This window comes from Bradyrhizobium sp. SZCCHNRI3043 (assembly GCF_032377735.1).
Lineage (GTDB): Bacteria > Pseudomonadota > Alphaproteobacteria > Rhizobiales > Xanthobacteraceae > Bradyrhizobium.
The window spans coordinates 24450-50102 of record NZ_JAUHID010000006.1; the positions used below are offsets into that span (position 1 = coordinate 24450).

15 protein-coding genes are annotated in these 25653 nt (G+C 65.7%); 8 read left to right on the plus strand and 7 right to left on the minus strand.

Going from position 1 to position 25653, the window contains the following annotated elements; translation table 11 throughout:
• Window positions 1-43: 43 nt before the first annotated feature.
• Window positions 44-1984: an asparagine synthase (glutamine-hydrolyzing) gene (gene asnB, locus QX124_RS14900; RefSeq protein ID WP_315797555.1), complete on the plus strand. Its 1941-nt coding sequence runs from the start codon at window positions 44-46 to the stop codon at window positions 1982-1984.
• A gap of 38 nt (window positions 1985-2022) precedes the next feature.
• On the opposite strand, the gene QX124_RS14905 is transcribed toward asnB, so the two are convergent.
• From QX124_RS14905 to QX124_RS14915, 3 genes are all read right to left on the minus strand, one after another.
• Complete coding sequence (locus QX124_RS14905; protein ID WP_315797556.1) at window positions 2023-2799, minus strand: SDR family NAD(P)-dependent oxidoreductase; 777 nt, start codon at window positions 2797-2799, stop codon at window positions 2023-2025.
• Between the two features lie 271 nt (window positions 2800-3070).
• A complete protein-coding gene (locus QX124_RS14910; protein WP_315797557.1) occupies window positions 3071-4240 on the minus strand; it encodes an acyltransferase in 1170 nt (389 codons plus the stop codon).
• Between the two features lie 178 nt (window positions 4241-4418).
• A complete protein-coding gene (locus QX124_RS14915; RefSeq protein WP_315739492.1) occupies window positions 4419-5369 on the minus strand; it encodes a glycosyltransferase in 951 nt (316 codons plus the stop codon).
• A gap of 182 nt (window positions 5370-5551) precedes the next feature.
• On the opposite strand from QX124_RS14915, the gene QX124_RS14920 reads away from it, so the two are divergent.
• A complete protein-coding gene (locus QX124_RS14920; protein WP_315739493.1) occupies window positions 5552-7603 on the plus strand; it encodes a glycosyl hydrolase family 28-related protein in 2052 nt (683 codons plus the stop codon).
• A gap of 29 nt (window positions 7604-7632) precedes the next feature.
• On the opposite strand, the gene QX124_RS14925 is transcribed toward QX124_RS14920, so the two are convergent.
• On the minus strand, window positions 7633-9027 hold the full coding sequence (locus tag QX124_RS14925; protein ID WP_315739494.1) for an O-antigen ligase family protein: 1395 nt from the start codon (window positions 9025-9027) through the stop codon (window positions 7633-7635).
• Between the two features lie 475 nt (window positions 9028-9502).
• On the opposite strand from QX124_RS14925, the gene QX124_RS14930 reads away from it, so the two are divergent.
• The 3 genes from QX124_RS14930 (at window position 9503) to QX124_RS14940 (ending at window position 12117) form a co-directional block, all read left to right on the plus strand.
• Window positions 9503-10534 carry a WecB/TagA/CpsF family glycosyltransferase gene (locus QX124_RS14930; protein WP_315777005.1) on the plus strand — a complete coding sequence of 344 codons (1032 nt, stop codon included), beginning with the start codon at window positions 9503-9505 and terminating at the stop codon, window positions 10532-10534.
• A gap of 168 nt (window positions 10535-10702) precedes the next feature.
• On the plus strand, window positions 10703-11737 hold the full coding sequence (opgC, locus tag QX124_RS14935) for an OpgC domain-containing protein (protein ID WP_315777004.1): 1035 nt from the start codon (window positions 10703-10705) through the stop codon (window positions 11735-11737).
• A 119-nt stretch (window positions 11738-11856) separates the two neighbouring features.
• On the plus strand, window positions 11857-12117 hold the full coding sequence (locus QX124_RS14940) for a hypothetical protein (protein ID WP_315797558.1): 261 nt from the start codon (window positions 11857-11859) through the stop codon (window positions 12115-12117).
• 52 nt (window positions 12118-12169) lie between these two features.
• On the opposite strand, the gene QX124_RS14945 is transcribed toward QX124_RS14940, so the two are convergent.
• On the minus strand, window positions 12170-14461 hold the full coding sequence (locus QX124_RS14945) for a polysaccharide biosynthesis tyrosine autokinase (protein WP_315797559.1): 2292 nt from the start codon (window positions 14459-14461) through the stop codon (window positions 12170-12172).
• A 414-nt stretch (window positions 14462-14875) separates the two neighbouring features.
• On the opposite strand from QX124_RS14945, the gene QX124_RS14950 reads away from it, so the two are divergent.
• From QX124_RS14950 to QX124_RS14960, 3 genes are all read left to right on the plus strand, one after another.
• The gene (locus QX124_RS14950; protein WP_315797560.1) at window positions 14876-15598 is read left to right on the plus strand and encodes a response regulator transcription factor; all 723 of its coding nucleotides are present in this window, start codon (window positions 14876-14878) and stop codon (window positions 15596-15598) included.
• Between the two features lie 2 nt (window positions 15599-15600).
• Window positions 15601-16977, plus strand: a complete 1377-nt coding sequence (locus QX124_RS14955; protein WP_315797561.1) for an ATP-binding protein — start codon at window positions 15601-15603, stop codon at window positions 16975-16977.
• 365 nt (window positions 16978-17342) lie between these two features.
• The gene (locus QX124_RS14960; RefSeq protein WP_315797562.1) at window positions 17343-20462 is read left to right on the plus strand and encodes an NAD(P)-binding protein; all 3120 of its coding nucleotides are present in this window, start codon (window positions 17343-17345) and stop codon (window positions 20460-20462) included.
• Window positions 20463-20470: 8 nt separating this feature from the next.
• Here the strand turns inward: QX124_RS14960 and QX124_RS14965 are convergent, their stop codons facing one another.
• Window positions 20471-23536: an ATP-binding protein gene (locus QX124_RS14965; protein WP_315797563.1), complete on the minus strand. Its 3066-nt coding sequence runs from the start codon at window positions 23534-23536 to the stop codon at window positions 20471-20473.
• Window positions 23537-24605: 1069 nt separating this feature from the next.
• Window positions 24606-25556: a helix-turn-helix domain-containing protein gene (locus tag QX124_RS14970; RefSeq protein ID WP_315797564.1), complete on the minus strand. Its 951-nt coding sequence runs from the start codon at window positions 25554-25556 to the stop codon at window positions 24606-24608.
• Between the last annotated feature and the right edge of the window lie 97 nt (window positions 25557-25653).

Here is a 25653-nt window from a genome sequence, read left to right on the forward strand (position 1 = left end):
CGTCCGCCATTTTGACGTCGCGCGTCGCAAGCGGATTGTTCTGATGTGTGGCATCGCTGGGATCATCGGACGGGTGGACGACGACAACCGCGCAGCGCTGCAGCGGATGAACGACGCCATGCTCCATCGCGGTCCGGATGCCGGGGGAATTTGGGCCTCGGCCGCGGACGAGCGTGGCTGGGGCGCGCTGCTGGCGCACCGCCGGCTCGCAATCCTCGATCTGTCGCCCGCCGGTGTGCAGCCGATGATCGATCCGGTCACCGGGCACGTCATCGTCTTCAACGGCGAGATCTATAATTTCGCCGATCTGCGGCAGCGTCTGGTCAACGACGGCCAGCAGTTCAGCTCGACGGGCGATACCGCGGTGATGCTGCGCGCGCTCGGCCTGCATGGGCCAAAGGCGGTGGCCTGGTTGCGCGGCATGTTTGCGTTCGCCTGCTGGGACCCGAAGGAGCGCCGGCTGCTGCTGGCGCGCGATCCCCTCGGCATCAAGCCGCTGTATGTCGCCCGCGCGTCGAAGCCCGATGCGGGCTGGTCGGTGGCCTTCGCATCCGAGCTGCGCGCTCTCCTGGCGTCCGGTCTTCTGGGCAGGCCCCAGCTCGATCCGCAGGCCGTCGCCAGCGGTGTCTGGAACGGCTTCGTGGTCGGCCCCGGCACGGCGGTCAAGGGCGTCGAGCTGCTGTCTCCCGGCCATCTCACCGCGTTCGACGGTGTCGGCAACACCGTCCGCGACGAGGATTTCTGGTCGATCCCCGAGCGCGCCCCGGACCCGACGATGGATGAGGATCAGCTTGCCGCGATCCTGGAGGAGGGGCTGAGGCTGCATCTCGCCAGCGACGTGCCGCTTGCGGTGTTTCTCTCGGGCGGCGTCGATTCCTCGGTCATGGCCAATCTGGCGCAGCGTGCGGCCAAGAGCCGGATCCACACCTTCACGCTGGCGTTCGAGGAGCAGGAGCTGAACGAGGGGCCGATCGCGCGGCAGATCGCCGCCGCGATCGGGACCGAGCATCACGAGGTGGTGCTGACCGAGCAGCACTTCGTCGACAACCTCGAAGCGGCGCTCGACAGCCTGGACCAGCCGACCTTCGACGGCCTGAACTCGTACTACATGTCGCATGCCATCCGCGGCGCAGGCTTCACGGTGGCACTGTCGGGGACCGGCGGCGACGAGCTGTTCGGCGGCTATACGTCGTTTCGCGACCTGCCGGTCCTGCAGCAATGGTCGAAGCGTACGGCCTGGGTGCCGGCCGGCCTGAAGGTTGCTGCGGCGAAGCTGGCTGCCAATATGCTGTCACCCTCGGGCGGGACGGTCGCGCCGCAGACGCGCTGGGCCAAGCTCCCGGAGATGGTTCGACGCGGCGATGATCTTCTAGCGCTCTACCAGATGGCCTATGCGCTGTTCCTGCCCGGTTTTCAGCGCGAGCTGCTCGCGCCGGACCTCATCGATACGCTGAGCGACGGGCTGCCGGCCGCGATGAGAGCGAAGATCACCGCGGAGACCCGCGCACGCGCCCCGCTGTCGGCGATCAGCGTCATGGAGCAGCGCCTGTTTCTAGGCGAGCGCCTGCTGCGCGACAATGACGCGGCGAGCATGGCGGCCTCGCTGGAGCAGCGGGTGCCGCTGGTCGATCAGGTGCTGTTCGAAAGCGTCGACCGGCTGCCCGATGCGACGCGCTATCAGCCGCTGCGAAGCAAGGCGATGCTCAGGCGGATCGGCCTGCGTGGCCTCGATCCGTCGCTGTTCGACCGGCCGAAGAGCGGCTTCGTGCTGCCGCTCGATCGTTGGATCCGGCGCGGCCTGCAGGATGCAATGGACCGGACCCTGCGGGACCCGCAGGCCGTTGCGCCGGTGGGGCTGGACCCCACGGCCGTGGAGCGCCTCTGGCGCGCCTTCCTCGATGGCGCTCCGGGGATCTATTGGTCGCGCGTATGGTCGATCTATGTGTTCGTGCGTTGGTGCCACCGTCACCGCGTCTTCCGCTGACGTCCGACATCAGAAGAGCCGGCGCCAGATGCGCGTGCTCAGGCCTCCGGCATGACGCTTCCGCCGCACACCGGCACGCGAACGCCGGTCACGAAGCTTGCGAGGTCCGAGGCCAGAAACGCGATCATGTTGGCGACGTCCTGATCGTAGCCGCGCCGTCCGAGCGGCACGGACCGCTCGTAGAGCGGCTGCACCTCGTCACGGTCACGACGGTCCTTGTCGGAGATGACCCAGCCCGGGGCGACCTGATTGACCGTGATGCCATGCGGTCCGAGCTCCCGCGCCAGGGACCGCAGCATGCCGTCCGTGGCGCATTTGGCTGCCGTGTAGGGCGCTCGGTTGGGCAGAGCCAGGCTCGTCATCTCCGTGCCCAGGGAGATCAGGCGTCCCCATTTTCGCTCGATCATGGGGCCGGAAAACACCCGCGCGGTGGCCCAGGCCTGCAGGACCGAGGAGCGAAACACCTTGTCGAACTGGTCGGGTGTCTGCTCGACGACGGGACGTTCGTCGAACCATGTCACTGCATTGTTCACGACGATGTCGACGGGGCCGAGCGTGCTCTCGGCGATGCGGCGCATCGCCTGGACATCTTCAAGCACGGCAACGTCACCCGACATCGTACACGCGTGCTGCGGCTGAAGCTCGTTCAGCTCATCGCAGAGTCGTTCGGCAGCAGCGCGTGCCGTCAGATAGTGGATGGCGACCTTGGCACCACAGGCCGCCAGCGTCCGGGCGATCGGACGGCCGAGTTCTCCGGCCGCTCCCGTGACCATCGCGACCTTGCCCGACAGATCGATCTGGAGCGGTGACCTCAACGGTCTCAGCGCCGGATCGTCCGGCAGGGGACCGAGCGTATTTCGTCGAATTCGTCGTGCAACTGCGCTCGCGATCCGCATCCACCCGTCCCCCGAAAGTATTCGTTGGCTCGGGTCGAGTATTAAATGCGCGATTAAATAAATTGAATTGCACAATTTGCCGCATTTGTTCGGGTGGGTGCACCGATCGGTTCATAAGGGCGCCCGTGCCCGGTACGCGCTCTTGGTGCCGGCTGCAGCAGCCGGTGAGCGTTGACGAGGGCCGATGCGCTCAGGATGCGCGTGTCGTCGGACTCTCGACGAGACGGTCGCCAAGCGGCCAGTCTGCGCCAGATGTATCCTGCGCTCGGCCTACGGCAGGCACCGGCCTGCACTTGTGCCGGAGCCGCCTGAAATACGGCTCGATGAAGCGCTCGATGGCCGCCGCGTAGAGGACCGAGATCAGGAGCGCGAGCGGAAACAGGATGTAGGGTTTGGCGGCGATGGCGGGCAAGTTCTTGTCGATCGTTCGGATCACGACGTTGTGGATCAGATAGATCGCGTAGGAATAGGTGCCGAGCGTCATCACCCAGGCGTGATTGAGATGACGAAACAGCGGCGCGTCGGCGAAGCGGACCGCGAAGTAGAACAGCGGCATCAGCGCCAGTCCCTGAAGGCTGTAGCGGGCGGTCTCCCGGAACACCGGATCACGGTAGACCAGGGAGACCAGCAGCGCCGCCGCGGCGCCGGCGAGCAGCGCCCATTGAGCCACCGACATCCGTCCTGAGGAAGAGCGCTGCCGCACCGGGGTCATGACCAGCGCCAGAATGCAGCCATAGGCGATCGAGTCGATGCGGGTGTCCGAGGCGTAATAGGTGCGGTCGGAGAAGAATTCCGGGGCGTGCACCAGATGGATGCGCCAGGCGAGGACGCCGAGACAGACGAGCCCGAGCAGCGCGCCGATGGTGCGCGGCCGCAGCACCGATCCGAGCAGCAGGGTCATCAGCAAGGGATAGACGATGTAGAAGTGCTCTTCGACCGCCAGGGACCACAGAATGCCGGTGCCGTCGGGAACCGTATTGCCTGGATCGAAGAACAGGCCGTAGTAGTTGGCGAAATACAGGACCTGGGCCGCCAGCCCCTTGGCGGTCATTCCGCCGTCCAGCAGGCCCGCGGCGGTGAGACCGTAAGCGATCGCCAAGGACAGCAGCAAAGGCGGCATCAGCCGGAACACGCGCCGCGCATAGAAGCTGGGAACGTCGAGCGCGCCGGTGCGCTCATGCTCGGCGAGCATGAGCGTGGAGATCAGGAAGCCGCTCAGGAAGAAGAAGATGGTCACGCCGAAGCCGCCGGGTACCATGGCCTGAAGTCCGGAATGGCCCAGGACCACGATCAGCACCGACAGCGCGCGGATGCCGTCGAGTGATGGAATGAGCAGGGATGCGCTGCCATGAGCGTTCATCCCGTGTGACGCTATCGGCGCGGTCCCACCGCCGTCGACAGACGTCATCGGCGGCACGGCGGAAGCATCACGAAGGCGGCTGAACTCGAGAATGTTGGCCATGCTGTCCAATGGAGTCGGAGAAACACCTAGCTTCGCAATTCTCGCGTCAGTACCGCGGCGATCTGTCCGCCGAGCGTCATCGCGTATCGGCTGCGGCGTGGCTGGCCCGCCAGAGCTGAGCCCGCTCCGCATCGATCCGGGCCGTCGCGGCGCGCTTGCCCAGGCGCAGGCAGGCGTGCTGATAGGCGCGGAGGAAGCGCCGGAACTCGAGATCGTCGTAGCGCGGCAGGCCCGCCAGCCAGCTCCGGAAATAGCCCCACAGCATCGCTGCGCTGCCGATCAAGGCGGGATAGGCCGGCAGGTGATAGACCGCCACCGCGAATTGGTACAGCGGCGACGTTCCCATGAAGTACTGGCCGAAGCCCTTCCGCAGGCGTCCAGTCCAGATGCCCTTGTGACTGGCGCCCTGCGGCCGCAGATGGATGAAGCGCAGTGCTTCGGTATCGATGCTCTCGGCAATCCAGCCGAGCATGCGGCAGCGGTGGCAGTCGATACCGTCCCACATGACCTGGCGCACGAAGCCGCCGATCTCCTGGAAGCAGGCGACGCGGTAGAACTTGGTCATCCCGACCGACATCTCGTCGCCGCAGACCTCAGGCTCCAGGGCGCCGGTCTGCGGGTGGACGAACCACGGCTTGCCTGAGGTGGTCCCGACCCGCGGATCGCTCTCCATTCGCTCCATCAGCAGCTCGAAGTAGCGCCCGGGCAGATCGAGGTCCATGTCGAGCTTGCAGAGATAGTCGAAATCCTCCAGCCGCACCGTCTCCAGGCCGGAATAGAACGCCTCGATCACGCCAGGACCGACCTTGCGTCCGCCGCGATCGGCGCGGCGGATCACGCGCAGATAGGGCAGGCGCTGGGCGTACTCCTCGAGAATGGCGGGGGTGTCGTCGGTCGATCCGTCGTCCACCACGATCCATAGCGCCGGCGGCACCGATTGCGCAGCGACGCTGTCGAGAGTCCGGCGGAGGTACTGGCCCTCATCCCGGCAGGGCGAGACGAGCAGGTAGCGGCGCGATGGCGTCACGTATCAAATCCCTTGCGGAAGACGGAAGGACCGATGCAAACCTGCCGCGAGCAGGGGAGTCACCGGTCGCCTTTCAATAAATTAAATCGTGATTTAATATTATGTCATGGCGCGTGTCAAAGTCATGGTGTTTTTAGTCGGCGCGCCATTTCAATGTGTGGTCGGTCCTGCGAGAAGGTCCCATGGATAGCGTCCGCCTCGTGATCCCCGGTTGCACTCAGGCTCAGTCCCGGTCGTCTGCACGGGTGTCGCGCCGGATCGATGCCGTGGGCATCCGGGCGCTTTGCACGGCAGCGCTTGCCCTGCTGATCCTCAGCGGAGCTGCCGAGGCCGCCGAGCCGGCCGCGTCCACCCGGCCGGCATTGGCCGGCAGTCTCCTGCCGGCGGAGCGCCTGGCCGCCTGGAATCCGGGGTTGATGTCAGCCGGCGGTATTCCGAGCCGCACCATCATTTATCGCACGCTGTCTCCGAGCGGGAGAGATGACAGCGGCGCGATCCAGGCCGCCTTGAACGCTGCGCCCGCCGGCCGGGTCGTGATGCTCAACCCCGGTACGTTCATCGTCAACGAGCCGCTCTTGATCAGTCGCCCGGTCACGCTGCGCGGCGCGGGCGCAGGTGCGACCAGGCTGGTGAAAACCAACGGCGCACGCGCACGAACGTCGGCCGTGATTGCCGGCACGAAGGGAATCCTCACGCCGGTCGACCCGAGCTCGTACAGTTATGATCCCAAGCCTGTCATCATCGTCGGACCTTCGCGCTGGAACAATGGCCCCGACAGCAGCGCGTCGCAGAACCTGCTGGCCGACGGCGAACAGGGAACGTCGACCGTCACCCTCGCCAGCGCCGCGAATATGAAGCCGGGCGATTTCGTCCTGCTCGACGAAGTCTCAGGCGCATCGTGGCAGGCGACGCCTGCCGGTTTTCCGGCGGGAGCGAAGGTCTGGCAAGGCGATCGCGTCGCCTGGAACATGCACGATCCGGTTCAGCCGGGCGATGACAATGCCGGCGCGAATGCGGGAGGCCCCTATGACCAGGCCCCCGGCGTCTTGCCGAAGCCGATGTCGTGGTTCGCCCGCGCCGACCGGGCGACCGCCGAGATCAAGGAGATCGCCTCGGTGACCGGGAGCACGGTGACATTCACCTCGCCGCTCACGATCAGCTATCGCAGGGATCACCAGGCGCAGCTCACGCCCTACAGCACCGACCCGAACAGCGGTCGCCACGCCGCCAATCATCGCGACATCCACGTTGCCAATGTGGGCGTCGAGGATCTGAGCATCGTAGGTGGAGCGGACGGCGCGTTGCGGTTCGAAGCCGCCGCTTACTCCTGGGCCAGATCCGTCGAGGTGACGCAGTGGCTCGGCGAGGGCGTGGCGATCAATAATTCGTTCCGGGTCGAGCTCCGCGATTCCTACATTCATACCGGCTCGTGGCCGCAGCCGGGCGGCGCCGGATACGCGATCAGCCTGGCGGCGGGCTCCTCGGAGGTCCTGATCGAGAACAACATCCTCGTCGACGTCTGCAAGAACATGGTGTTCCGGTCGTCCGGCGCCGGCAGCGTCGTCGGCTATAACTATGTCGACGACTCGTTCGATTTCGACAACCCCGGCTGGGTCGAGGTCGGCATCAACGCATCGCACATGGCCGGCGCCCATCACGTCCTGTTCGAAGGCAATCTGTCCCACAATGCCGACAGCGACTACACCCATGGCAACGCGATCTATCTGACCTTTTTCCGCAACCATCTCACGGGGCAACGCCAGCGCTTCGTCGATCGTTCAGGCATTCGAGCCGTGGGTCTCGCATATGGCTCGTGGTGGGATTCGTTCGCCGGCAACGTGCTGGGTCGGCCGGGACGCATGAGCGGTTGGACCTACGACGATCCTTCGATGCAGGCCGGCACGGCGGTTTGGGGGCAGGGCGGTGTCGGCAACGTCTGGATGCTTGGCTACGATCCGGAGCGATGGACCATGGCGCCAGACCCGAAGACGCTGACCACAGTGATCCGCGGTGGCAATTTCGACTATCTCACCAGCAAGGTGGTCTGGACCGACGGCCTCGCGGCGCAGCCGCTCCCGGCGTCGCTGTATCTGAGCGCCAAGCCGGGCTTTTTCGGCAATCATCCGTGGCCCTGGGTGGATCCGACCGGCGATACGAAGCTGCATACGTTGCCGGCCAAAGCGAGATTCGATGCGGGCACGCCGTTCGCGGCGACGCCGGGAACAACGCAATAGAGCTGGCGTGAGGCTCCAACGGGTTTCCGTCAGGTGCGGACACCGAGTCGCGGCCGCCATGCCGGTCGTGTGCGGCTCCAACGAGCCGGTCGCCTGCTCACGGGCTGAGGAGAGGCGGGCATGCTCTGTTGCGACCTCCGCCAGTATCGCGCGGCCTCGACCGTGACGAGCACGAACACGACCCAGGACACGTCGAAAGCGCGCAGCCACAAGGTCTCGAGAAAATCATACAACATGACGAACAAGGCGACGGACAGCAGGATCCACGCTCGCTTGTAGTCGTAGCGCGCCACGCGGCCGATGACGTGAACGGTGGCCGCCAGAAAGACGAGGAGAAAGGCAAGACCCACATAGCCCAGCTCGAGCATCGCATCATAATAGCCGTTGTGGGAGTTCGGCATGGCCTTCACCCAGCCAGGTGCCTCGGTGATGCTCGGTGCGTCTGCCCCGACCAGCCAGAAGCTCTGATAGCCCCATCCCAGGAGCGGCCTCTTCGCGATCTCCATCTCCGAAAAGGCCCATATGGTCGTCCGGCCGGTGAAGCTGGAATCGCCCGTCAGCAGATAGGCGATGCGGCCGGTCGTGAAGCCCGCGAGCTCGCCGAACATGAAGTAGCCAAGGATCATCGCGGTGAGAATCAGAATCGGCGCAAGCCGCAGCGTTCTCGCGATCGCGAGCGTCAGGATGGCCAGGACGGGAGCGACCAGAGCGAGACCGAGCGCGGTCTTCGAGCTCGAGAAGAAGATCAGGGCGATGGCAGCGACGGCAACGACGATCCCGAGCGCGCGGCGCGTTCCGGGATAGAGCAACTCGTGAACCGAGAGCAGGAACGCAATGGCGGCAAACTCGCCCAGCAGGTTCTTTCCTGAGAAATAGCCCTGGTAGCCGATGTCGACCAGCGTGTTGCCGTATAGCGCGTAGGTCGCATAGCCGCCGGGAAGCAACAGTATGTTGAGGATCACGCCGACCGCGAAGCAGAGGAACACCCCGCGCATGATGTTGGCGTTCGGGTTCGACAACAAGGCGGGCAGCACGACGGCGGTCAGAACCATCGCTTCCTGGACGAAGCGGACGAAGGCGAACTCGGGTTTGAATGCCCATCCGATGCTGGCGCCTGCCAATCCGAAGTAGGCGCAGAGAGCGATAATGTTGGGCGGAAGGGCAAGCCGGTCGCCGCGGGCCAGGCGTTGCATCGCAACGACGATGGCGACGGCTGCGAGGACCGGCCAGAAGACCCGGTTCTCAATCCGGCTCTCGAGCAGGCCCTGGAGCCCCGCCGACGGTGGGAAGCTGAAATAGATCAGCGGCTGAATGAGGGACGAGTAGGCGAAGGCCAGCACCGGTATCAGCGCGCAGACGTCGAACGTCCCCGCAGAGGCCCGCGGCCCGGCCGACATCGACGTCGTCGCTGAAATTCTCGGCATCACAATCTGGCTCAGACATTCGAACGGGGCGGCCGGGCCGGCAGCCGCCAGGAATATTGTCGAGCGATATTATCCAGAGATGCAATTAAATAAAAGCGCCTCGTTGTGCGCCTGGGAGACATTGCTGCGACTGCGCCGCAAATCTGCTCTGGTATTCACAAATAAATCGTATTAAATGCGTCGTGTGATTTAAAATTAAATAGTGATATTTTGGTCACCCGCCTCCGTCAGGGAGGTGCGGCCGGGGTCCGCAACCCGGCATCTTCGTGCGGCGGGGCAGATTGAGGGAGAGCGGCTGATGCTGACCACGCATGAATTGCAGGAGCCGGGATCAGCCCTCTATCGCGTAGGGCGCTCCGGGACGGGTCGCGGTCGGCCGGAGGCCGATGCTGCAGCCATGTCCGACCCCGCAGTTCCCGACGACCTCGCGCGCGACGTCTATTGCGTCCTCGGGATACCGGTCGATGCCATCGGCATGCGCGGCGTGCTGCGCCGCATCCGCGACGCTGCCCGACGCAGAACGCGGCTTCTCATCTCGACTCCCAATCTCAACTTCCTGGTCGCCAGCCAGTCGAACAGGAGCTTCAGGGAGTCGCTGATCCTGAGCGATCTCTGTACGGTGGACGGCATGCCGGTGGTCTGGATCGCCCGGCTGCTTGGGATTCCGATCAAGAGCCGGACGGCCGGCGCGGACATCTTCGACGCGCTGAAGTCGGAGGCCGGAGCAGCGAACGCGCTGAAGCTCTTTCTTTTCGGCGGCCCGGAGGGAGCCGCCGAACGGGCCGCCCGGACGCTGAACGGCCAGTCGGCGGGATTGCAGTGCGTCGGTTGGTCGAACCCCGGCTACTTGTCGGCCGAGGAGTTGAGCCGGGATCACATCATCGACGAGATCAATGCCAGTGGGGCCGACTTCCTGGTTGCCTCTCTGAGCAGCGTGAAGGGACAATCATGGTTGCAGCGCAATCATGAGCGTCTCGAGATTCCGGTCCGCGCCCACCTCGGTGCCGCGCTCAACTTCCAGGCCGGGACGGTGAAGCGTGCACCTGCAATCCTGCGTCGATCAGGCTTCGAGTGGCTGTGGCGCATCAAGGAGGAGCCCTATCTCTGGCGTCGCTACTGGAACGATGGGACGGCGATGCTCGGCCTCATGCTCACCCACGTGCTGCCGTTCGTGGTCTGGACCTGGTGGATGCGGCGCACGCATGAGCGGGGTGAGGCGCTGACCATCACGCAGGACCATGGAGCGCGAGCGGTCACGCTCAGCCTGTCGGGGCCCGCCGATGCGCGCCACGTGGACAGGGCCATCCCGGTTTTCCGTGCCGCTGCTGCGTCCCGCAAGCCGGTCACGCTCGATTTCTCGAACGTCTGCGCCATCGATGCGCGCTTCCTCGGATTGCTGCTGATGCTGAGGAAGCAACTGGAAGCCCACGGCTGCATAGCGACGTTCGTGGGCGTTTCGCCGCTGATGGCCCGCATCTTCCGCTTCGGCGGACTGGACCGGCAATGACAGGGGGAGGCTCGTCACCGATCGCATCACAGCTCCCGCAATCGGTGGTTCGATGATCGCCGCCGCGGCGCTCGCCGGCGTTGCGAAGGATTGCCTGAGCCGTGAGTCCGACCAGCGCCCCTCGGCTGATCGCCGCCCATGGAGTGACTCGTGTTCGGAGATTGAGCGTTGAGCGCTGCAAGTCCAAAAGGACGCGAGCTTCTGATCGACTTCTATCGAAGCTGCGCGATGCTGTTCGTATTCTATCATCACACAGCCAACGTCTTTCCGGACTCCGTCGATCTGTTCACGAAATTCAACCCCTTCGCCGAACTGTTCGTCGTGATCTCGGGGTTCATGGTCGGGTACGTCTATCTGCACAAGGAGAGACACGGAGAGCTCGTTGTCCGCGGGTTGAAGGTGCTCGCCGCCTATTTCGTCATCTCGGTGCCGGTCGCGATGGGCATGGCTGTCCTGGGGAAGAAGCGAGAACCGGTGGGGCAGGCGATTTTCGACGTTCTGACGTTCCAGTCCGAGCCGACCTGCATCACGATCCTCAAATTCTACGGGTTGATGTTCCTGCTGCTTCCGTTGATTCTGCTGGTGTTCAAGCGCCGCAGGCTCCTGGTGCTGGCGTTGTCGGCTGCGATCTTCGTGGCCTGCACCTGGTTCAGCAATACGACCACGGCAACCGAGTTCGAGAATCCAGCCGTCATTCTGTTGCTGTTCTCGCTCCAGGCGCAGATGTTTTTCATGATTGGCATCTGGCTCGGAGATCTCCATCGGTCCAACCGCTTGATCGGACCCGCGTTCTACACGGCGCTGGCGGGGATCTTCATCTTCGGGCTGCTGCTCGACTACGGACTCGGCTTTCCCAGCAATGGCGAAAAATACCCCTATCGGTTCGACAAGCTCCTCAACCTGCTTTGGACATTGCCGCTGCTGTTGGCGATGTTGTGGGCGGTGTTCGCGCGCACCCGGCGATCGCCGGCGGTCGCGCTCATCCTCAACGTCGGCCAGAACTCGCTGATCGCGTTCCTTGGGTCGGAGGTGGTGCGGCAAGCGGTCAAACTCGCGCTCCTCCTGGGCGGCGTTCACCCGCAGGTCTACGGCCAGACAATGATGGGCCTGTTCGATGTGGTCCTGGTGACCGCGGTGCTTTGGCTCTACCGGGCACGCTGGCAGAACCGCCAGACAGTGCTGCACCCGCTCAGCGGGCCGTAGCGGCGTCTTTCGCCTGGAAGTGTTGCTCCAGTGCGCTTGCTCGAATCCTCCCGGGCGGCTTAGCTCATCGCTAACCATTGGCCGCTAGCCTCTCGAGACGCCCGAGGAGGCATGAACTGATGTGGGTGATAACGCTTCATTTTGCAGCCGGGGTCGTTGCCGGGACGATGTTCACGGTTCGCACGCTGCTGGCGCTTGCCGCGATCGTCTTCATGGAGTCTATCGCGGCTTCGATCATCAGCGGGCTGTCGGCCGCGCTGTATGCCGGCGCCGGTCTGATTGCAGTCCAGGTGGGCTATCTCTCAGGCGTCTATGTCCGCAGCGCTCTGGAGCGTGCCGGCATCGCCCATCCCTCCATTCGCCCCGAGCACCAGCGCTGACGGCCGATCTCTTCTCTGTCAGCGGCTCATTCGATGGCGCGCGCTGACAGACCTACTCGGCCATCACGCTCCCGTAACGAGCGTAATATTTGTGGTTGTAGTAGTCGCCGAAGTGATTGGCGTAGCGCTTCAGCGCCTTCATGTTCGTCTTGTTGAGCACGACGCCGAACAGGGCATCGTAGACGTTGGGAGCTGTGTTCAGCGCGTGCTCGACCACCTCGGCCGGCGTGCGTCCCCATTCCACGACGAGGACGAAGCTGTCGAGCAGCGCGGAGATGGCGCGCGCATCGACAACGGGCGCGAGCGGCGGAAGATCGACGATGACGTAGTCATAGGATGCCCGCAGCTGCTCGAACAGCTTGCGCATCTGCTCGTTGCCGAGGATATCGCTGGTGTCGCGCTGTGCGGCGCCCATTCCCGGCAGAAAATCCAGGCGCGTCACCGGGTCGGTCCAGACTGCGTCTGCGAGCTGGCATCCTCCCAGGACGATGTCGGCGATCCCGGTGCCGGCATCGGGGGCCAGCATGGCGGAAAGCGACGGATTCCTGAGGTCGCAATCGACCACGATCACCCGCTTGCCTGAATTTGCGATGAGCTGAGCCAGCGACGCGGCGATGATCGACTTGCCTTCGTTGGGCAGGGCGGACGTCAGTCCGAAGACCTTCCGCGACGTCCGGCTCGGATCCTGGTCGATGGCGACTTTCAACGAGCGGATGGATTCGGCAAAGCGCGAGGTGGGCATGGCGGATGCGGCCCAACAGGTCCCGGGGCCTCTCGAGACCATGCGCTGGCTGCTGTCGGGTTCGGCCTTGTCGGGGGCGGCCTTGGCAACGGCGTTGACCGTCGCCTTCTTGGTGAACCTGTCGACTTCGCCTCGTTTGAGCAGAGGGACGACTGAGAGGCAGGGCAGGCGCAGGCGATCCTCGACCTGGTCGGTCGTCCGAAAGCTGCGGTCCTTGACTTCTGCGAGCAGGCCCAGGCCGCCGCCGAGCGCCAAGCCGCCGAACAGGCCGATCGCCATCAGCACGATGGACTTCGGCTTGATCTTCTTCTTCGGCGGCGTGGCCGTTGAGATCACCCGCGCCTTCGCAATCGGGAAGGAGCCCTGCTGGACTGAGCCCATGTAGCGCTGAAGGAAGGTGTCGTAGAGGGAACGATAGCTCTTGGCGCTGGTCTCCAGCTCGCGGAGGCTGAGCTCGGCCGCCCTGGTATCCTGCGACCGGACAACGGCCTGCGCCAGCTGCTTCTCGATCTCCTGCTGCTGCTGCTTGGACTCCTCGTAATCGTGCTTGGCGACGTCGGCAAGGCGCCGCACCTCGTCGACGATGGCCTGGCGGATGCTCTTCATCGTCGCGCGGATATTGACGACCGCGATATGATCCTTGCCATATTTGGCGGAATACTCGTACTCGCGCTTGGCGCTATCGAGATATTGCTGACGCAAGCTGTTGATGATGAGCGTGCTGTTCGAATTGCTCAAGGAGAGACCGTCGGGCGGATTGACGTTGCCGCTGAGCTCTGCCGGGGAGAAGTCGGAGACCGCGGCTACGCGGTCGATCGTCATATCGGCATTGCTCGTCGCGAGCATGTCGTCGAACCGATTGAGCCGGGTCATCAGCGAGGCGGTACGCGTGCGCACCGCCACCAGACGGTTGGTGAGCTCGGTGACCTGTTGCTGGTCCATGAACCTGCCGTCGGCCGAGACGATGTTGTACCGGCTTTTCAGCTCGTTCACGGAGCGTTCGGCGGCGGTCGCGTCGTTGCCGAGATCCTGCAGGCGGTCGTGAAGCCAGGCGGTGATTGTGCGGTGCTCGTTCGCCTCCGCCTTCAACTGCTGATCGAAATACTCCTTGACGATGGCGTTGGCGATCATCGCCGCCCGATTGGGGTCGCTGGCGCTGAAATCGACCTCGACGACCGTGCTCGTGCCAATTCTGAAGGCGTTCATCCTGCGCTGGAATTCGTCGAGGAGATCGTCCATCGAGGGCCCGTTCGGCTGCGGCGCCGAACTCACGAGGCGGCGAACCGCATCAACCGCACCATGCAGCGGGCTGGCTTTGCCGTTGAAGTCGGGATCGTCCGCCAGGTTGAGCTTGTCGATGACCGCTGTCGCGATCGACTTCGATTTAAGGATCTCGATCTGCGATTCCATGTCGAGCGGCGGCTCGTCCTGAACCGGCGGTTGCGGCTGCACAACTGCGGCTTTCGAGGTGCCGAGCATGATCTTGACGTCCGCCGAATAGGTGGGCGGTAGGATTTTCAGCAGGGCGAAGCTGGCCACGAGCGAAAGCACGGTGGTGATCGCGATCACCAGATAGTGCCGGCGCAGGAATCCCAGCGCCATGTCGAACGGTCCGGGTCCGCTACGTTCCCAACCTTGCTCCTGTGGAGAGGGGGAGGCAACCGTGCTCGCGTTAGGATTGTGCAGCATTTTTGTGAGGCTTTTCAGTTGCGCTTCGGACGTCGGAGCCGCCCGGTTGCCTGCGAGAACGAGGATCTTGTTTTATAACCATTAAATGATATTGGAGTGCCGCGCGATTTAATTTATATTAAATCTGATTTTGCTCAGCAAGTGGCTCTGCAAAATTAAATGTCGCCTGCGTGGAGGGCGTGCCTTGCGCCTGCGGCGGCCTTCTCGGCCGGCCGGATGGCGGCGTCCTGGTCGTCCGCATCCCGGTATTTGGCTGCCGCGTAACGGCTTGTAACAGTCGCTCCCGGCCCATTGCCAAGCCGCGGGTTTTGGGCATCAGTCCTGGCGATGAGCATGCCTGCGGCCACGCTTTTGATGGTGGAGGACGACCCGGAGATCAGCCGGCTGGTCAGCGATTTCATGCGCCGGGAAGGGTTCGAGATCGAGGTCGCCGCCACGGCGCCGGCGATGGATGCCGTGCTGCGAAGGCTGCGGCCTGATCTCATCATTCTCGACCTGATGCTGCCGGGAGAGGACGGGCTTTCGATCTGCCGCCGGCTGCGGCAGAGCGACGACATTCCCATCCTGATGCTGTCGGCCAAGAGCGACGAGATCGATCGCGTGGTCGGGCTGGAGCTCGGCGCCGATGATTACTTGGTCAAGCCTTTCGGACCGCGCGAGCTTCTGGCCCGCGTTCGCGCGCTGCTGCGGCGCTCCCAGGCGAGCCCACCGCGTGACGCGAGCCGGCGTTTCGGTTTCGACCGGTTCGTGGTCGATGTCGATGCCCGCAGCATCGAGATCGTGGATGCCCAGGCCGCGCCGATCCAGCTGACCTCGGCGGAATTCGACCTGCTCGCCTGCTTCGTGCAGCGGCCACGGCGGGTGTTGAGCCGCGACCAGATCCTGGACTGGACGCGCGGCCGCTCCGCCGACCCGTTCGATCGCACCGTCGACATGCTGATCTCGCGGCTGCGGCGCAAGCTCGATGCCGCAAGCCCGGGAACGAACCTGATCACCACCGTCCGCAACGGCGGATACCTGTTCACGGCGACGGTGAGGCCGGTGGCGTGATGATGCGGCTGACGCTTGCGATGCGTATCGGCCTCATCGTCATCATCGGCCTGCTGGCGATCTGGATCGTCACCTTGGCGCGGTTCTACCGCGCCCGTACCGCCGAGCTCGAAGGCGCGACGCCGCCGCCGACGCGGCTGGCCGCGCTCGCCGAGCTGATCGAACGAACGCCCGGGACGGAGCGGGGCCGGGTCGTCGATGCCGTGTCCTCCGACCGCTTCGAGGTCCGGCTGGTCGGGGCTGACGCGGCGGTCCGGCCTCCGCGGACAGAGCCCGCGCCGGTCCGGTCCGGATTGCGCGACGCCTATGCCCGCGCGCTGGGTGCGCGCCCGCTGACCATCACCTCCGTGCCCGAGCCGGAGGGTCGGTGGTTGCCCCGGCTCGCGCGGGCGCCGCAGAATGCCCTGGAGTTTCGCATTGGCCTGAACGGCGGCGATGTTCTCGTCGTGGACTCGCGCTCGTCGCTGGTGCTGACCCAACAGGGGCTGCCGATCGGCTTCGGCGCAGGCCTGTTCGGAACGGTGGTCGCGCTGCTCGCGCTCCTGATCATGCAGCGTGAGACGCGGCCGCTGGTGCGCCTTGCGGCCGCCGTCGACCGGGTCGACCCCGGCGGGGCGGCGGTACCGCTGCCCGACGTCCGCCGCAATGCGCCAGAGGTTCGCGCCGTGGTCACGGCGTTCGGGCGGCTGCAAGACCGGCTCGCCGATCTGATGCAGGCGCGCATGGCGCTGGTCGGCGGCATTGCTCACGACGTTCGCACCTTTGCCACGCGGCTGCGGCTGCGTGCCGACCTGATTCCGGATGACGCCGAGCGGCAGCGCGCCGTGGTCGATATCTCCGACATGATCCGTCTGCTCGACGACGCGCTGCTCGCGAGCAGGGCGGGTGCCGGCGAGCTGCCGCAAGAGCTTATCGCCTTCGACGAGCTGGTGCGCGCCGAGGTTGAGGATCGCCGCGCGCATCGGGCGCGGGTGCGCTTCGACAATGCAGGCGACGGGCGCGAGCTGCTGATGCTGGGCGACCGCGTCGCGCTGCGCCGTATCGTCGCCAACATCATCGATAACGCGCTCAAATATGGCGAGGCGGCGCACGTCTCGCTGCAACGCCAGCCGGAGCACGCCATGCTGGCGGTCGATGACGAGGGGCCTGGGATTCCCCGCGACCAGCGCAAGGCCATGCTGGAGCCGTTCACGCGCCTGGACACGTCGCGCAATCGCGGCACCGGCGGAGCCGGGCTCGGGCTGGCGGTGGTGCGGACGCTGGTGGAGGCCCATCGCGGCAGCATCGAGATCACCGACGCGCCGCGCGGCGCCCGCATCGTCGTGCGGCTGCCGCTGTTTCTCGACGGACCCGGCGACGTGCATTCCGATCCGGCGTGATCGACGGCGGCGTGATCGGGGCGCTGTCTTTGAGTGGTGGCAATCCGCCGCTCTTCTCGTAAAAGTTGAGGATGACGACGTAGCCGGCGGGAAGGATGCCATAGCCTCCGTCGTCGCCTCACGTGAGGTCGACGATGCGCCTTGCGCCGCTTGATGATCGCGTGGAGATTGTGATAGGTATTCGATGCATCCTCATTGCATCGCCACGCGGATTGAACTGGGCGCGGCGCCGATTTTGTAAACCCATAGTACCGAATGTCATTCAACCGCACGGGCCGCGCGGACCGCGGACCCGTGCGCCGATGGACGACGTCGTACCGGCTCGCCCGGGCACGAACGTCCGAGGTCAGGGCAGGATCATCGACATGGCAGCAAGAAAGACCCGCGTGGCGATATTGGGCGGCGGCATCGGCGCGTTGAGCGCGGCCTTCGCCTTGAGCGAGATCGATCCGCGCGGCGAGCGCTACGAGATCACTCTCTATCAGCTCGGCTGGCGTCTCGGGGGCAAGACCGCCAGCGGACGCAACGCCAAGCAGGGCCAGCGCATCGAGGAACACGGGCTGCATATCTGGGCCGGCTTCTACGAGAATGCCTTCACCATCCTGCGTGCAGCGCTGAAGGCGCTCGATGCGCCGCCGAGCGATCCGATCAGGACGATTGATGATGCGTTCAAGCGGCAGAACGAGATCTTCTACGCCGAGGACATTGATGGCCAATGGTTGCCCTGGCCGTTCTGGTTCCAGCCGGATGTCGATGAATCGGTCTATCCTGGCCGGGACAGCCTGTGGGCACCCGCCGACAACATCGTGCCGCCGCTCTCGACCCTGCTGCTGCGGACCATCGCCAGCATCATTTTCAACCTGAACTACTACCTCGACGACTGGCCGGGCGACCAGAATGCCGAGCTGGCGAAGGTGATCGCCGCCATGCCCGCCGAGCGGCGGGCCCGGCTGGCGGCCGTTGCGCCTGATGGCAAGGGCCATCCGCTGCTGCTGCTGGCCCACCGCGTCGGCGAGAAGCTGCACAGTGACGTCGAAGCGATCCGCCGCGATGCCCAGGGCGACATGGCGGCGCTGCTCCATGCGTTCCGCGGCATCGTCAAGGAGCACCAGACGATCGACGGCCTCGAGGAAGGCCTGCGCCGGCTGTTGATCCTCGCCAATCTCGGCATCTGCATGCTGCTCGGCATCATCGAGAACGACTGCCTGACGGACGGCCTGGAGGTTCTCGACCGGTACGAATTCCGTAGCTTTCTGGCGCAGCAGGATGAAGAGGCCGCCAACAACGCCATCGTGACCGCTCTCTATGAATACATCTTCGCCTTTCGCAACGGCTCCCGCGAGCCGTCGCAGCAGCAGGTGTCGGCCTGCTCGGCCGTTCAGGGACTGCTGCGGCTGTTCTTCACCTACAAGGGTGCGTTCTTCTATAAATCCGTCGTTGGCATGGGGGATACGATCTGCACGCCGATCTACCAGGTGCTGGCGCGGCGCGGCGTGAACTTCAAGTTCTTTCACAAGGTCACGAGTCTCGAGCCGACCGAGGACGGCAGCAACATCGCGACCATCCACATCGACAAGCAGGTCGAGTTCGTCGACGGCAAATATGATCCCCTGGTCCTGGTGAAGGATTACTGGTGCTGGCCGTCCGAGCCCAAATGGAAGGAGATCGAGAACGGCGAGTACTACGCGCTGAAAGGCTACAATTTCGAGAACGCCTATGGTCCTCCCAACCCGCCGCAGCCGCCCCCGGCGGCGCGGCTCAGCCTGCAGCTCGGCGAGGATTTCGACAAGGTGGTCCTCGGCATCTCGGTCGGCGCGCTCAATGAGATCTGCCAGTCTCTGGTGCAGCAGAAACCGGCCTGGGCCGACATGGTCGACAATCTCCCAACCGTGCGCACCATGGCGCTGCAGCTCTGGCTCGACTGCGCGGTCGCAGATCTCGGCGGTCCCTACGTGGCGCCTGGGCCGTCGCTCGAGACGATGGGGCCGATCGTCACCACCTGCAAGCCGCCGCTCGACACCTATTCCGACATGTCGCAATTGCTGCCGGCCGAGGACTGGCCGGCGCCGGGGCCGCGCTCGGTCGCCTATTATTGCGCCATCATGAGCGACGAGAGCGCGCCGAACAATGAAGAGCTGGCTGCTGATTATGTGAAGGGCGCATCCAAGGACTGGATGACCTCGTGGCTCGATACGCTGTGGACCAACATCGGCAGCGGCAGCACGTTCCGCTGGGATCTCCTGCATGCGCCGAGCGACATCAGCGGATCGGCGCGGCTCGACTTTCAGTTCTGGCGCGCCAACATCAATCCGAGCGAGCGCTACGTGCTGAGCCTGCCGGGCACGCTGCGGCATCGGATGGAGTCCGGCAAGTCCGGCTACGACAATCTCTTCCTCGCCGGCGACTGGACCCGCGTGCCCGAGATCAACGCCGGATGCGTGGAGGTCGCGGCGATGTCCGGTCTTGCCGCCGCCTCGGCGCTGTCGGGCGTCTACATTCCGATCGTCTCGACCAGTCCCGAACCCTACATCACCAACGCCTACGTCAACTACGCCGGATGGATCACGCTTCCGCCGGCGCCCTATATCTGCAACGACTCAACCTTCTACGGCTTCGCCGTACCGGCCGACCTCGGCGCCTGCCAGCGGTTCCTCGACCGCTCCTTCAACCGCGTCGCGGGCCGCGACCAGTTCCGCGTGATGCTGGACATGGCCTTCGTCAACGTCATCCAGGTGCGCAAGAGCCAGGCCGCCACGCCGCCGTTCGCGGAGCAGGGGACGATGTCCGAGACCGATATCGGGCTGTGGCTCTTGGTGGGCAGCTACGAGCGGGGCGCTTTGCTGCCGAAATCGATCGGTTTCGTGCCGGCCTATCTGTTCGTGGACAATGCCTGGTCGGTGGTTGCGGGGCAGGAGCTCTGGGGCTTTCCCAAATATCACGCGACCATCGCCCAGCCCGCCAGCGCACCATCGAACGATCCGTTCGACGTCTCGGGGCTGGCGATTGCCAGCTACGAGCCGGAGGCCCACGCCTCCCAGCAGCGCATCATCCGAATCGAAGGCTCGGCGGGATCGACCCCGACGGCAGCGGCCTCTCCGGCGGATGCGTTCCGGCAGCTCTGTGCGGGGGCCGACCAAGAGCGAATGAAGCAGCTCACGAGCGGGCCGGGCATGGCGTCGTTCCTGGGCGGCGCCTGGGGCCTGCCGATCCCCGTGTTCTATCTCAAGCAGGCGCGGTCGGCGGACAGCCTCACCGCGGCGAGCTACAAGACGCTGTTGAACGGCGCGCTCGACCTGACAGGGCTGCGCAGCTGGCAATTGCAGTCGGGCAACTGGTCGATCGAGATGAGCGCGCTCGACAGCCTGCCGTTCATTCGCGACCTCGGGCTCGGCACGCCCGTCGACGGCAAGCTCGTGCTGACCGCGACCACGCGCATCTGGGCCGAGATCGATTTCACCGTCGCCATGGCCAGCCCCATGGCCTGAGCAGCTCGTCACGCCGATTGTCGCCTCGGCGCGTCATCGTCGATGGCGGCGAGCCGCGCCGCTGCCCGGCGCAGGAACGCCGACGCGCCTTGCGCCTCGGCGACCGTGACGGCCTCGCGTAGCGCGGCCGTCACCTGACCCGGTGCGGTGTCGGGCAGGGCGGCCAGGATCTCGGCGCGCCGCCGATGCAGCGGCGACAGGAAATAGCCGTCGCCATAGCGCCGCGCGGCGTCGATCGCCGCGTCGATCGTCTGCATCGCCTCGGCCGTCTTGCCGACGATCAGTTGCAGGCCGGCGACCTCGCCGAGATAGAAGCAGGAGAAATGCATCATGCCGAGCGTCTGGAACGCCGGCAGTGCCTCGCACGCAGCCGCGAGCGCCTCGTCTGGATTCTTGCCGAGATGGCCGCGGGCGTGCGCCTCCAGGCTGCCCGCCACCAGCTGATAGAGCGGATAGCCATGGTCGCGGCAGATGCTCAGGGCCTCCTCGGTCGCGAGGAGGACATCCTCATAGTCGCCGCGTGCGAGCTGATAGAAGGCGAGCCACGACAGCGCCCAGGCGAGGTCGAACGGGCGTCCGAGCCGACGCGCATGCGCGATGAGATCGCTGGCGATCGCGGCCGCGCCGGCATCGTCTCCCATCGCATGCAGCACCTGCAGCAGCGAGGCCTGGCCGGCGACCAGCGGATCCTGCGAGGACAGTTGCGGCAGCCGCGCGCCGTCCGACACCTGATAGAGCTGCACCGCGGCGGCCAGCAGCCGGCGCGCGGCGGGGAGGTCGCCTCTGGCGAAGAGAATGTAGCCCAAGGCAATGCCGCCCTCGATCCGGTGCTCGGGGAGGCCGGTCTGCTCGCCGATCCCCAGGCACAGATGCGCCATCTCCTCGGCACCGTCGAGATCGCCCGCGATGATCAGGAAACTGCAGATGCCGCGCAGCACGGCGAACAGGCCGGCGGTGTTGCCGAGCGCGTCGCAGATCGCCCTGGCCTCGGAAAGCGCCTTGCCGACCTCGGGCACGGTGTAGCCGCGTGAGGCGGCGAGGCTGACGGCAAGCCCGATCAGGAGCTCGAGCTCCAGTCCCGCGCGCTCGCCCTCGGCGGATTGATGACGCAGCAGGTCGAGCGCCGTTTGCAGATGTCGTGCCGCTTCGACATGCGCGGCGCGCGAGGCGGCACGCCGACCCGCGGCCGCCCATAATGGGATGGCCTCGGCGATCGCGCCACTCTCGGTGAAATGGTAGGCCAGCAACTCCGGCTCGGTGTCCCGCGTCTCGGGAAAGCGGTCGCGCAGCACGGCCGCGATCCGGCCGTGCAATGTCTGGCGTTCGCGCCGGAGCAGGGACTCGTAGGCGGCGTCGCGGATCAGCGCGTGCTTGAACGTGTAGAGGCTGTCGGGCGGCGCGCCGCTGCTCTCCACGAGGCCGGACTTGACGAGCTGATCCAGGCTCTCGCCGAGCCTGGCTTCGGGCTCCGCCACGATGGCCGACAACAGATCGTAGCTGAAGCGGCGGCCGATGGCGGCGCCGAGATTGGCGATCCGTCGCGCCGGTCCCAATCGGTCGAGCCGCGCCACAAGGGAATCCTGCACCGAGGCGGGGATGGCTACGCTCGCATGACCGTCCCAAGCCGGCGCCGCCGAGGCTTCGATGACGTACTTCGCGAGCTCTTCCAGGAACAGCGGGATGCCCTCGCCGCGGCTCACGATCTGGTGCAGCGTCGTCGCGGGCAGCGCGGCCGAAGCGGCCACATGGGCGCAGATCCGCTCGGCGTCGCCGTGACTCAATCGTCCGAGCTGGAGCCGCGTGACCTGCGGGCTCGCGGCCCAGGGCGGCTCATATTCGAGCCGCGCCGTGACCACGATCAGCCAGCGGCGTTGTCCGGCGCGCCGGATCGCCCGATCGAGCAGCTCCAGCGTGGTCGTGTCGCTCCAATGCGCGTCTTCCAGCACCAGCAGCGCGGGCCCGGTCGGCACCATCAGGTCGATCAGCCGGAGCAGCGTCTCCCGCGTGACCTCCGAGCGCTTCTCGACGGTCATCGTCTGCAGGGGACCGTCCGGCTCGGGAGCGACGCCCAGGACATCGGCGAGCACGGCGCGCGCCGTGGCGTCGCCGACGCCGTGCTCGTTCATGAAGCGATCGAGCTTGTCGCGACGCGTCGCAGCGCCGTCGGAGCGGTCGAAGCCGGCGATGAGCGCGAGCTGTTCCGAGATCGGATACAGCACGCTGTCACAGCGGGTGGGGCTGCAGTACCAGATCATCTGCAGTTGGGAGACGTCGGCCACGCGCCGGCGCAGCTCCTCGACCAGCCGCGACTTGCCGATGCCCGGCTCGCCATGGAGCAGCACCACCTGTCCGCTGCCGAACCGCGCCGCCGCCCAGCAATCGAACAGACGCGCCAGCTCCTGGTCGCGTCCGACCAGAGGGGAGCTTTCGCCGCGAATGCGGGCGTGGAAACGGCTCGCGACGGCGGCTTCCTCCAGCACCTCGAACGCCTCGACCGGTGCGGCGAATCCCTTCAGCGCGAACGTGCCGAGATCGCGGAAGTCGAACATGCCGCGCGCGATGCGCTCGGTCGTCCGGGCCACGACGATGCTGTCGGGGGCGGCGATCGATTGCAGCCGCGCCGCGAGATTCGGCGTCTCGCCGACGATGTCGACCGGGCGACCGTCGGCGCGGGGTAGCAGGTCGCTGACCACGACGAGGCCGGTGGCGATGCCGATGCGCAGACGCAGCGCCTGTCCGTGCGGCGCCTCGAGCCGGCCGACGGCGTCGCGCAGGGCGATGGCGGCGCGGATCGCGGTGGCCGCATCATCTTCCCCGGCACGCGGATAGCCGAAATACGCGAGCACGCCGTCGCCGGCATATTGCGTGATGGCGCCGCCATGGCGGCCGATGACGTTTTCGCAGGTCGTCAGGAAGGCGTCGATGACGCTGGTCATGTCCTCCGGATCGAGCCTGACGGTGAGCGAGACGGAGCCGACGAGATCGCAGATCAGCGCCGTGACCTGCCGCCGCTCGGCGCGATGCATGCCGAGCAGGCGCGAACTCGTCGTCGTATCGGATGACGGCTGCCGCAACGCCCCGCCGCACCCGCCGCATACGTCCGAGCCCGGTGGATTGGGGCGACCACAGGTTTCACAATCCATCTGCGTTCGGGCTCCCGGACACGGCTACGGAATGCGAATGAGCGCGAAGCGCGGAGCTGGCGATGCGGGCGCGGTCACGGCGTCCGTATCGACCGACGTCGCGCGCCGAGCGCGATGCATCGGTTTGCGGTACTGGCATTTTGAGCGCGACCAGGACCGGCTGATCATGTCCAACTCATAGCGCATTCGTGGCAAGGTAGCAACGGTGCCGCAATACTCGCGATCGCTCCGGGGAGCGGGAACGATGTCGGACGGCTCCCTCGGGAGTCCTCGATGCTGGCGGGACCGTTCAAGGCTGCGACGATTTGCCTTCGATGTGGGCACAACAGGTCGCCTCTCCTGCGGAGAGAGTCGCGCATGATCTCGCGATCCCGCGGCGGATGGCCCGTCCGGGTGATACATCGTGAGGCCCCCGGGAAAGCGTGAGGGCGCAGGGAAGGCCGGACCTCGACTGAGGCCCGTGGCCCGCCTGCGAAAAAAATGCAGGCGGCAGGTACCACAGGTCAGCCGGAAATCCGGCCCTCCCTGCGCGATGGTTGAACGGCTGCTTCGCTTTCTCCCTGGTGCGCCGGGCTTTCTGGCCACCATCCCCACGCGAAGCAAAGCCTCGACGTGAGTTGATATCAGCATCGGGATATCAGGACCGAGCGACTTGACCGTGCGTGGCGGATTGTTCGTCGGCGCGAGCAACCCGCGCTGCAATCCACCACGCCCACCGCTCCCCGCCTCGCATGTCGTGACGACCGCGATACGCCCCTCAGCTCGAGACGGGATGGGGGGATAGAACCATGATTTCCGGAAAAACGAAAGCTGAATATTTTGGGCGCAGGGACTGGACAGGCCAAATCAGCTTGATCGCGCAGCGGAAATGCGTTTCTCGGCGCATTGAGCATCCAGCGGTTGCGCCGCCCGTCCGAGCCTGAGATTTGCTGGTCCGACGCTGACGCGTCGTCCTGAAATGACGAAGAGGGTGACCGAGGCGCCTGGCTGCGCCGCTCTGTCACGGCCAGTCGGCGAAGTTGAGCATGGCCCGTGACTGGCCTTTGGTCCGCTGCGACGAAACACCTTTGCGCCACGCGCCCGGTGATTGACCGGTGTGCCTGACGAAGAAGCGGTTGAAATAGGCGCTGTCCTTGAAGCCGAGCGCGAAGGCGATCTGCTTGATCGTCGCGGTGGTGGTTTCGAGCCGGGTCACCGCCTCCTGAATGACGCGTTGCTGAATCAGCGCGCTCGGTGACCGCTGCAGCACGCGGGTGCACAGCGCGTGCAGGCGATCCGGCGTCACGCCGAGCAGCGCAGCGTAGTCGGCGACCCGCAGTTGCTGATGAAAGCGTTCCTCGACGAGCCGGCGAAAGCGGCTCAGGATCTCGGCGCTGGAGCCTTGCGCCTCGCCGGCGCTCTCGTCGGCAAACAGCCGCCAGAAGCGCAGCACGCACAGGGTCAGCTCCGATGACATGATCGAGGCCGCGCCGCGCCGTGAGGGATTTTCGATCTCGGCTGCGATCGCCGCCATCGAGCGCGCGATGACCGCGGCGAACTCGGTCGTGACGGAGAAGGCCAGGACGGCCTCCGTGCCTGCGAGATCGAGATAGGCGGGCTCGGCCGAGGAGGGCAGGTGGCGGTGCCAGAGCCCGGAGCGCAGCCGCAGGAGATGGCCGGCGGAACCGGCCGCGACGTCGAGATGCTCGGCCCCTCCCGCCGGCACCCAGACCAGCGCCGCACCGGCCCAGATCTGGATGTCGTCTTCGGCGAAGCGTACCGAGGCCGTTCCGGCGGTCAGGCAGAGCAGGTGGACGAACGGCCGCGCGGCATCCGAGCGCAGGGCCCAGCGCCGTGCCTCGAAATGCGAGGGAATGACTTCGGCGCCGAGCGCTGCCGGGGTGCCACGGGCCGTCGGCGGCAGCGTCCGAGGCGCGGCATTACGCGCAGTCGCCGCCCCAGAAAAGTGCACTCTTTTACCGGAACTGTCCATTGCGCCACCCAAGCCTGCGGTGTTTCCCTCGTCAAGTCCCGACGACCGCAAACAAAAAGCCGCGGACGACGCCGGG

Bases quoted from the DNA above. Each gene is read 5' to 3' on its own strand.
- QX124_RS14960 (WP_315797562.1), top strand. From the start codon at position 17,343: ATGGCAGCAAGAAAGACCCGCGTGGCGATATTGGGCGGCGGCATCGGC.
- QX124_RS14955 (WP_315797561.1), top strand. From the start codon at position 15,601: ATGCGGCTGACGCTTGCGATGCGTATCGGCCTCATCGTCATCATCGGC.
- QX124_RS14910 (WP_315797557.1), bottom strand. From the start codon at position 4,240: ATGAACGCTCATGGCAGCGCATCCCTGCTCATTCCATCACTCGACGGC.
- asnB (WP_315797555.1), top strand. From the start codon at position 44: ATGTGTGGCATCGCTGGGATCATCGGACGGGTGGACGACGACAACCGC.
- QX124_RS14920 (WP_315739493.1), top strand. From the start codon at position 5,552: ATGGATAGCGTCCGCCTCGTGATCCCCGGTTGCACTCAGGCTCAGTCC.
- QX124_RS14945 (WP_315797559.1), bottom strand. From the start codon at position 14,461: ATGGCGCTGGGATTCCTGCGCCGGCACTATCTGGTGATCGCGATCACC.
- QX124_RS14950 (WP_315797560.1), top strand. From the start codon at position 14,876: ATGAGCATGCCTGCGGCCACGCTTTTGATGGTGGAGGACGACCCGGAG.
- QX124_RS14930 (WP_315777005.1), top strand. From the start codon at position 9,503: ATGCGCGGCGTGCTGCGCCGCATCCGCGACGCTGCCCGACGCAGAACG.
- QX124_RS14925 (WP_315739494.1), bottom strand. From the start codon at position 9,027: ATGCCGAGAATTTCAGCGACGACGTCGATGTCGGCCGGGCCGCGGGCC.
- QX124_RS14940 (WP_315797558.1), top strand. From the start codon at position 11,857: ATGTGGGTGATAACGCTTCATTTTGCAGCCGGGGTCGTTGCCGGGACG.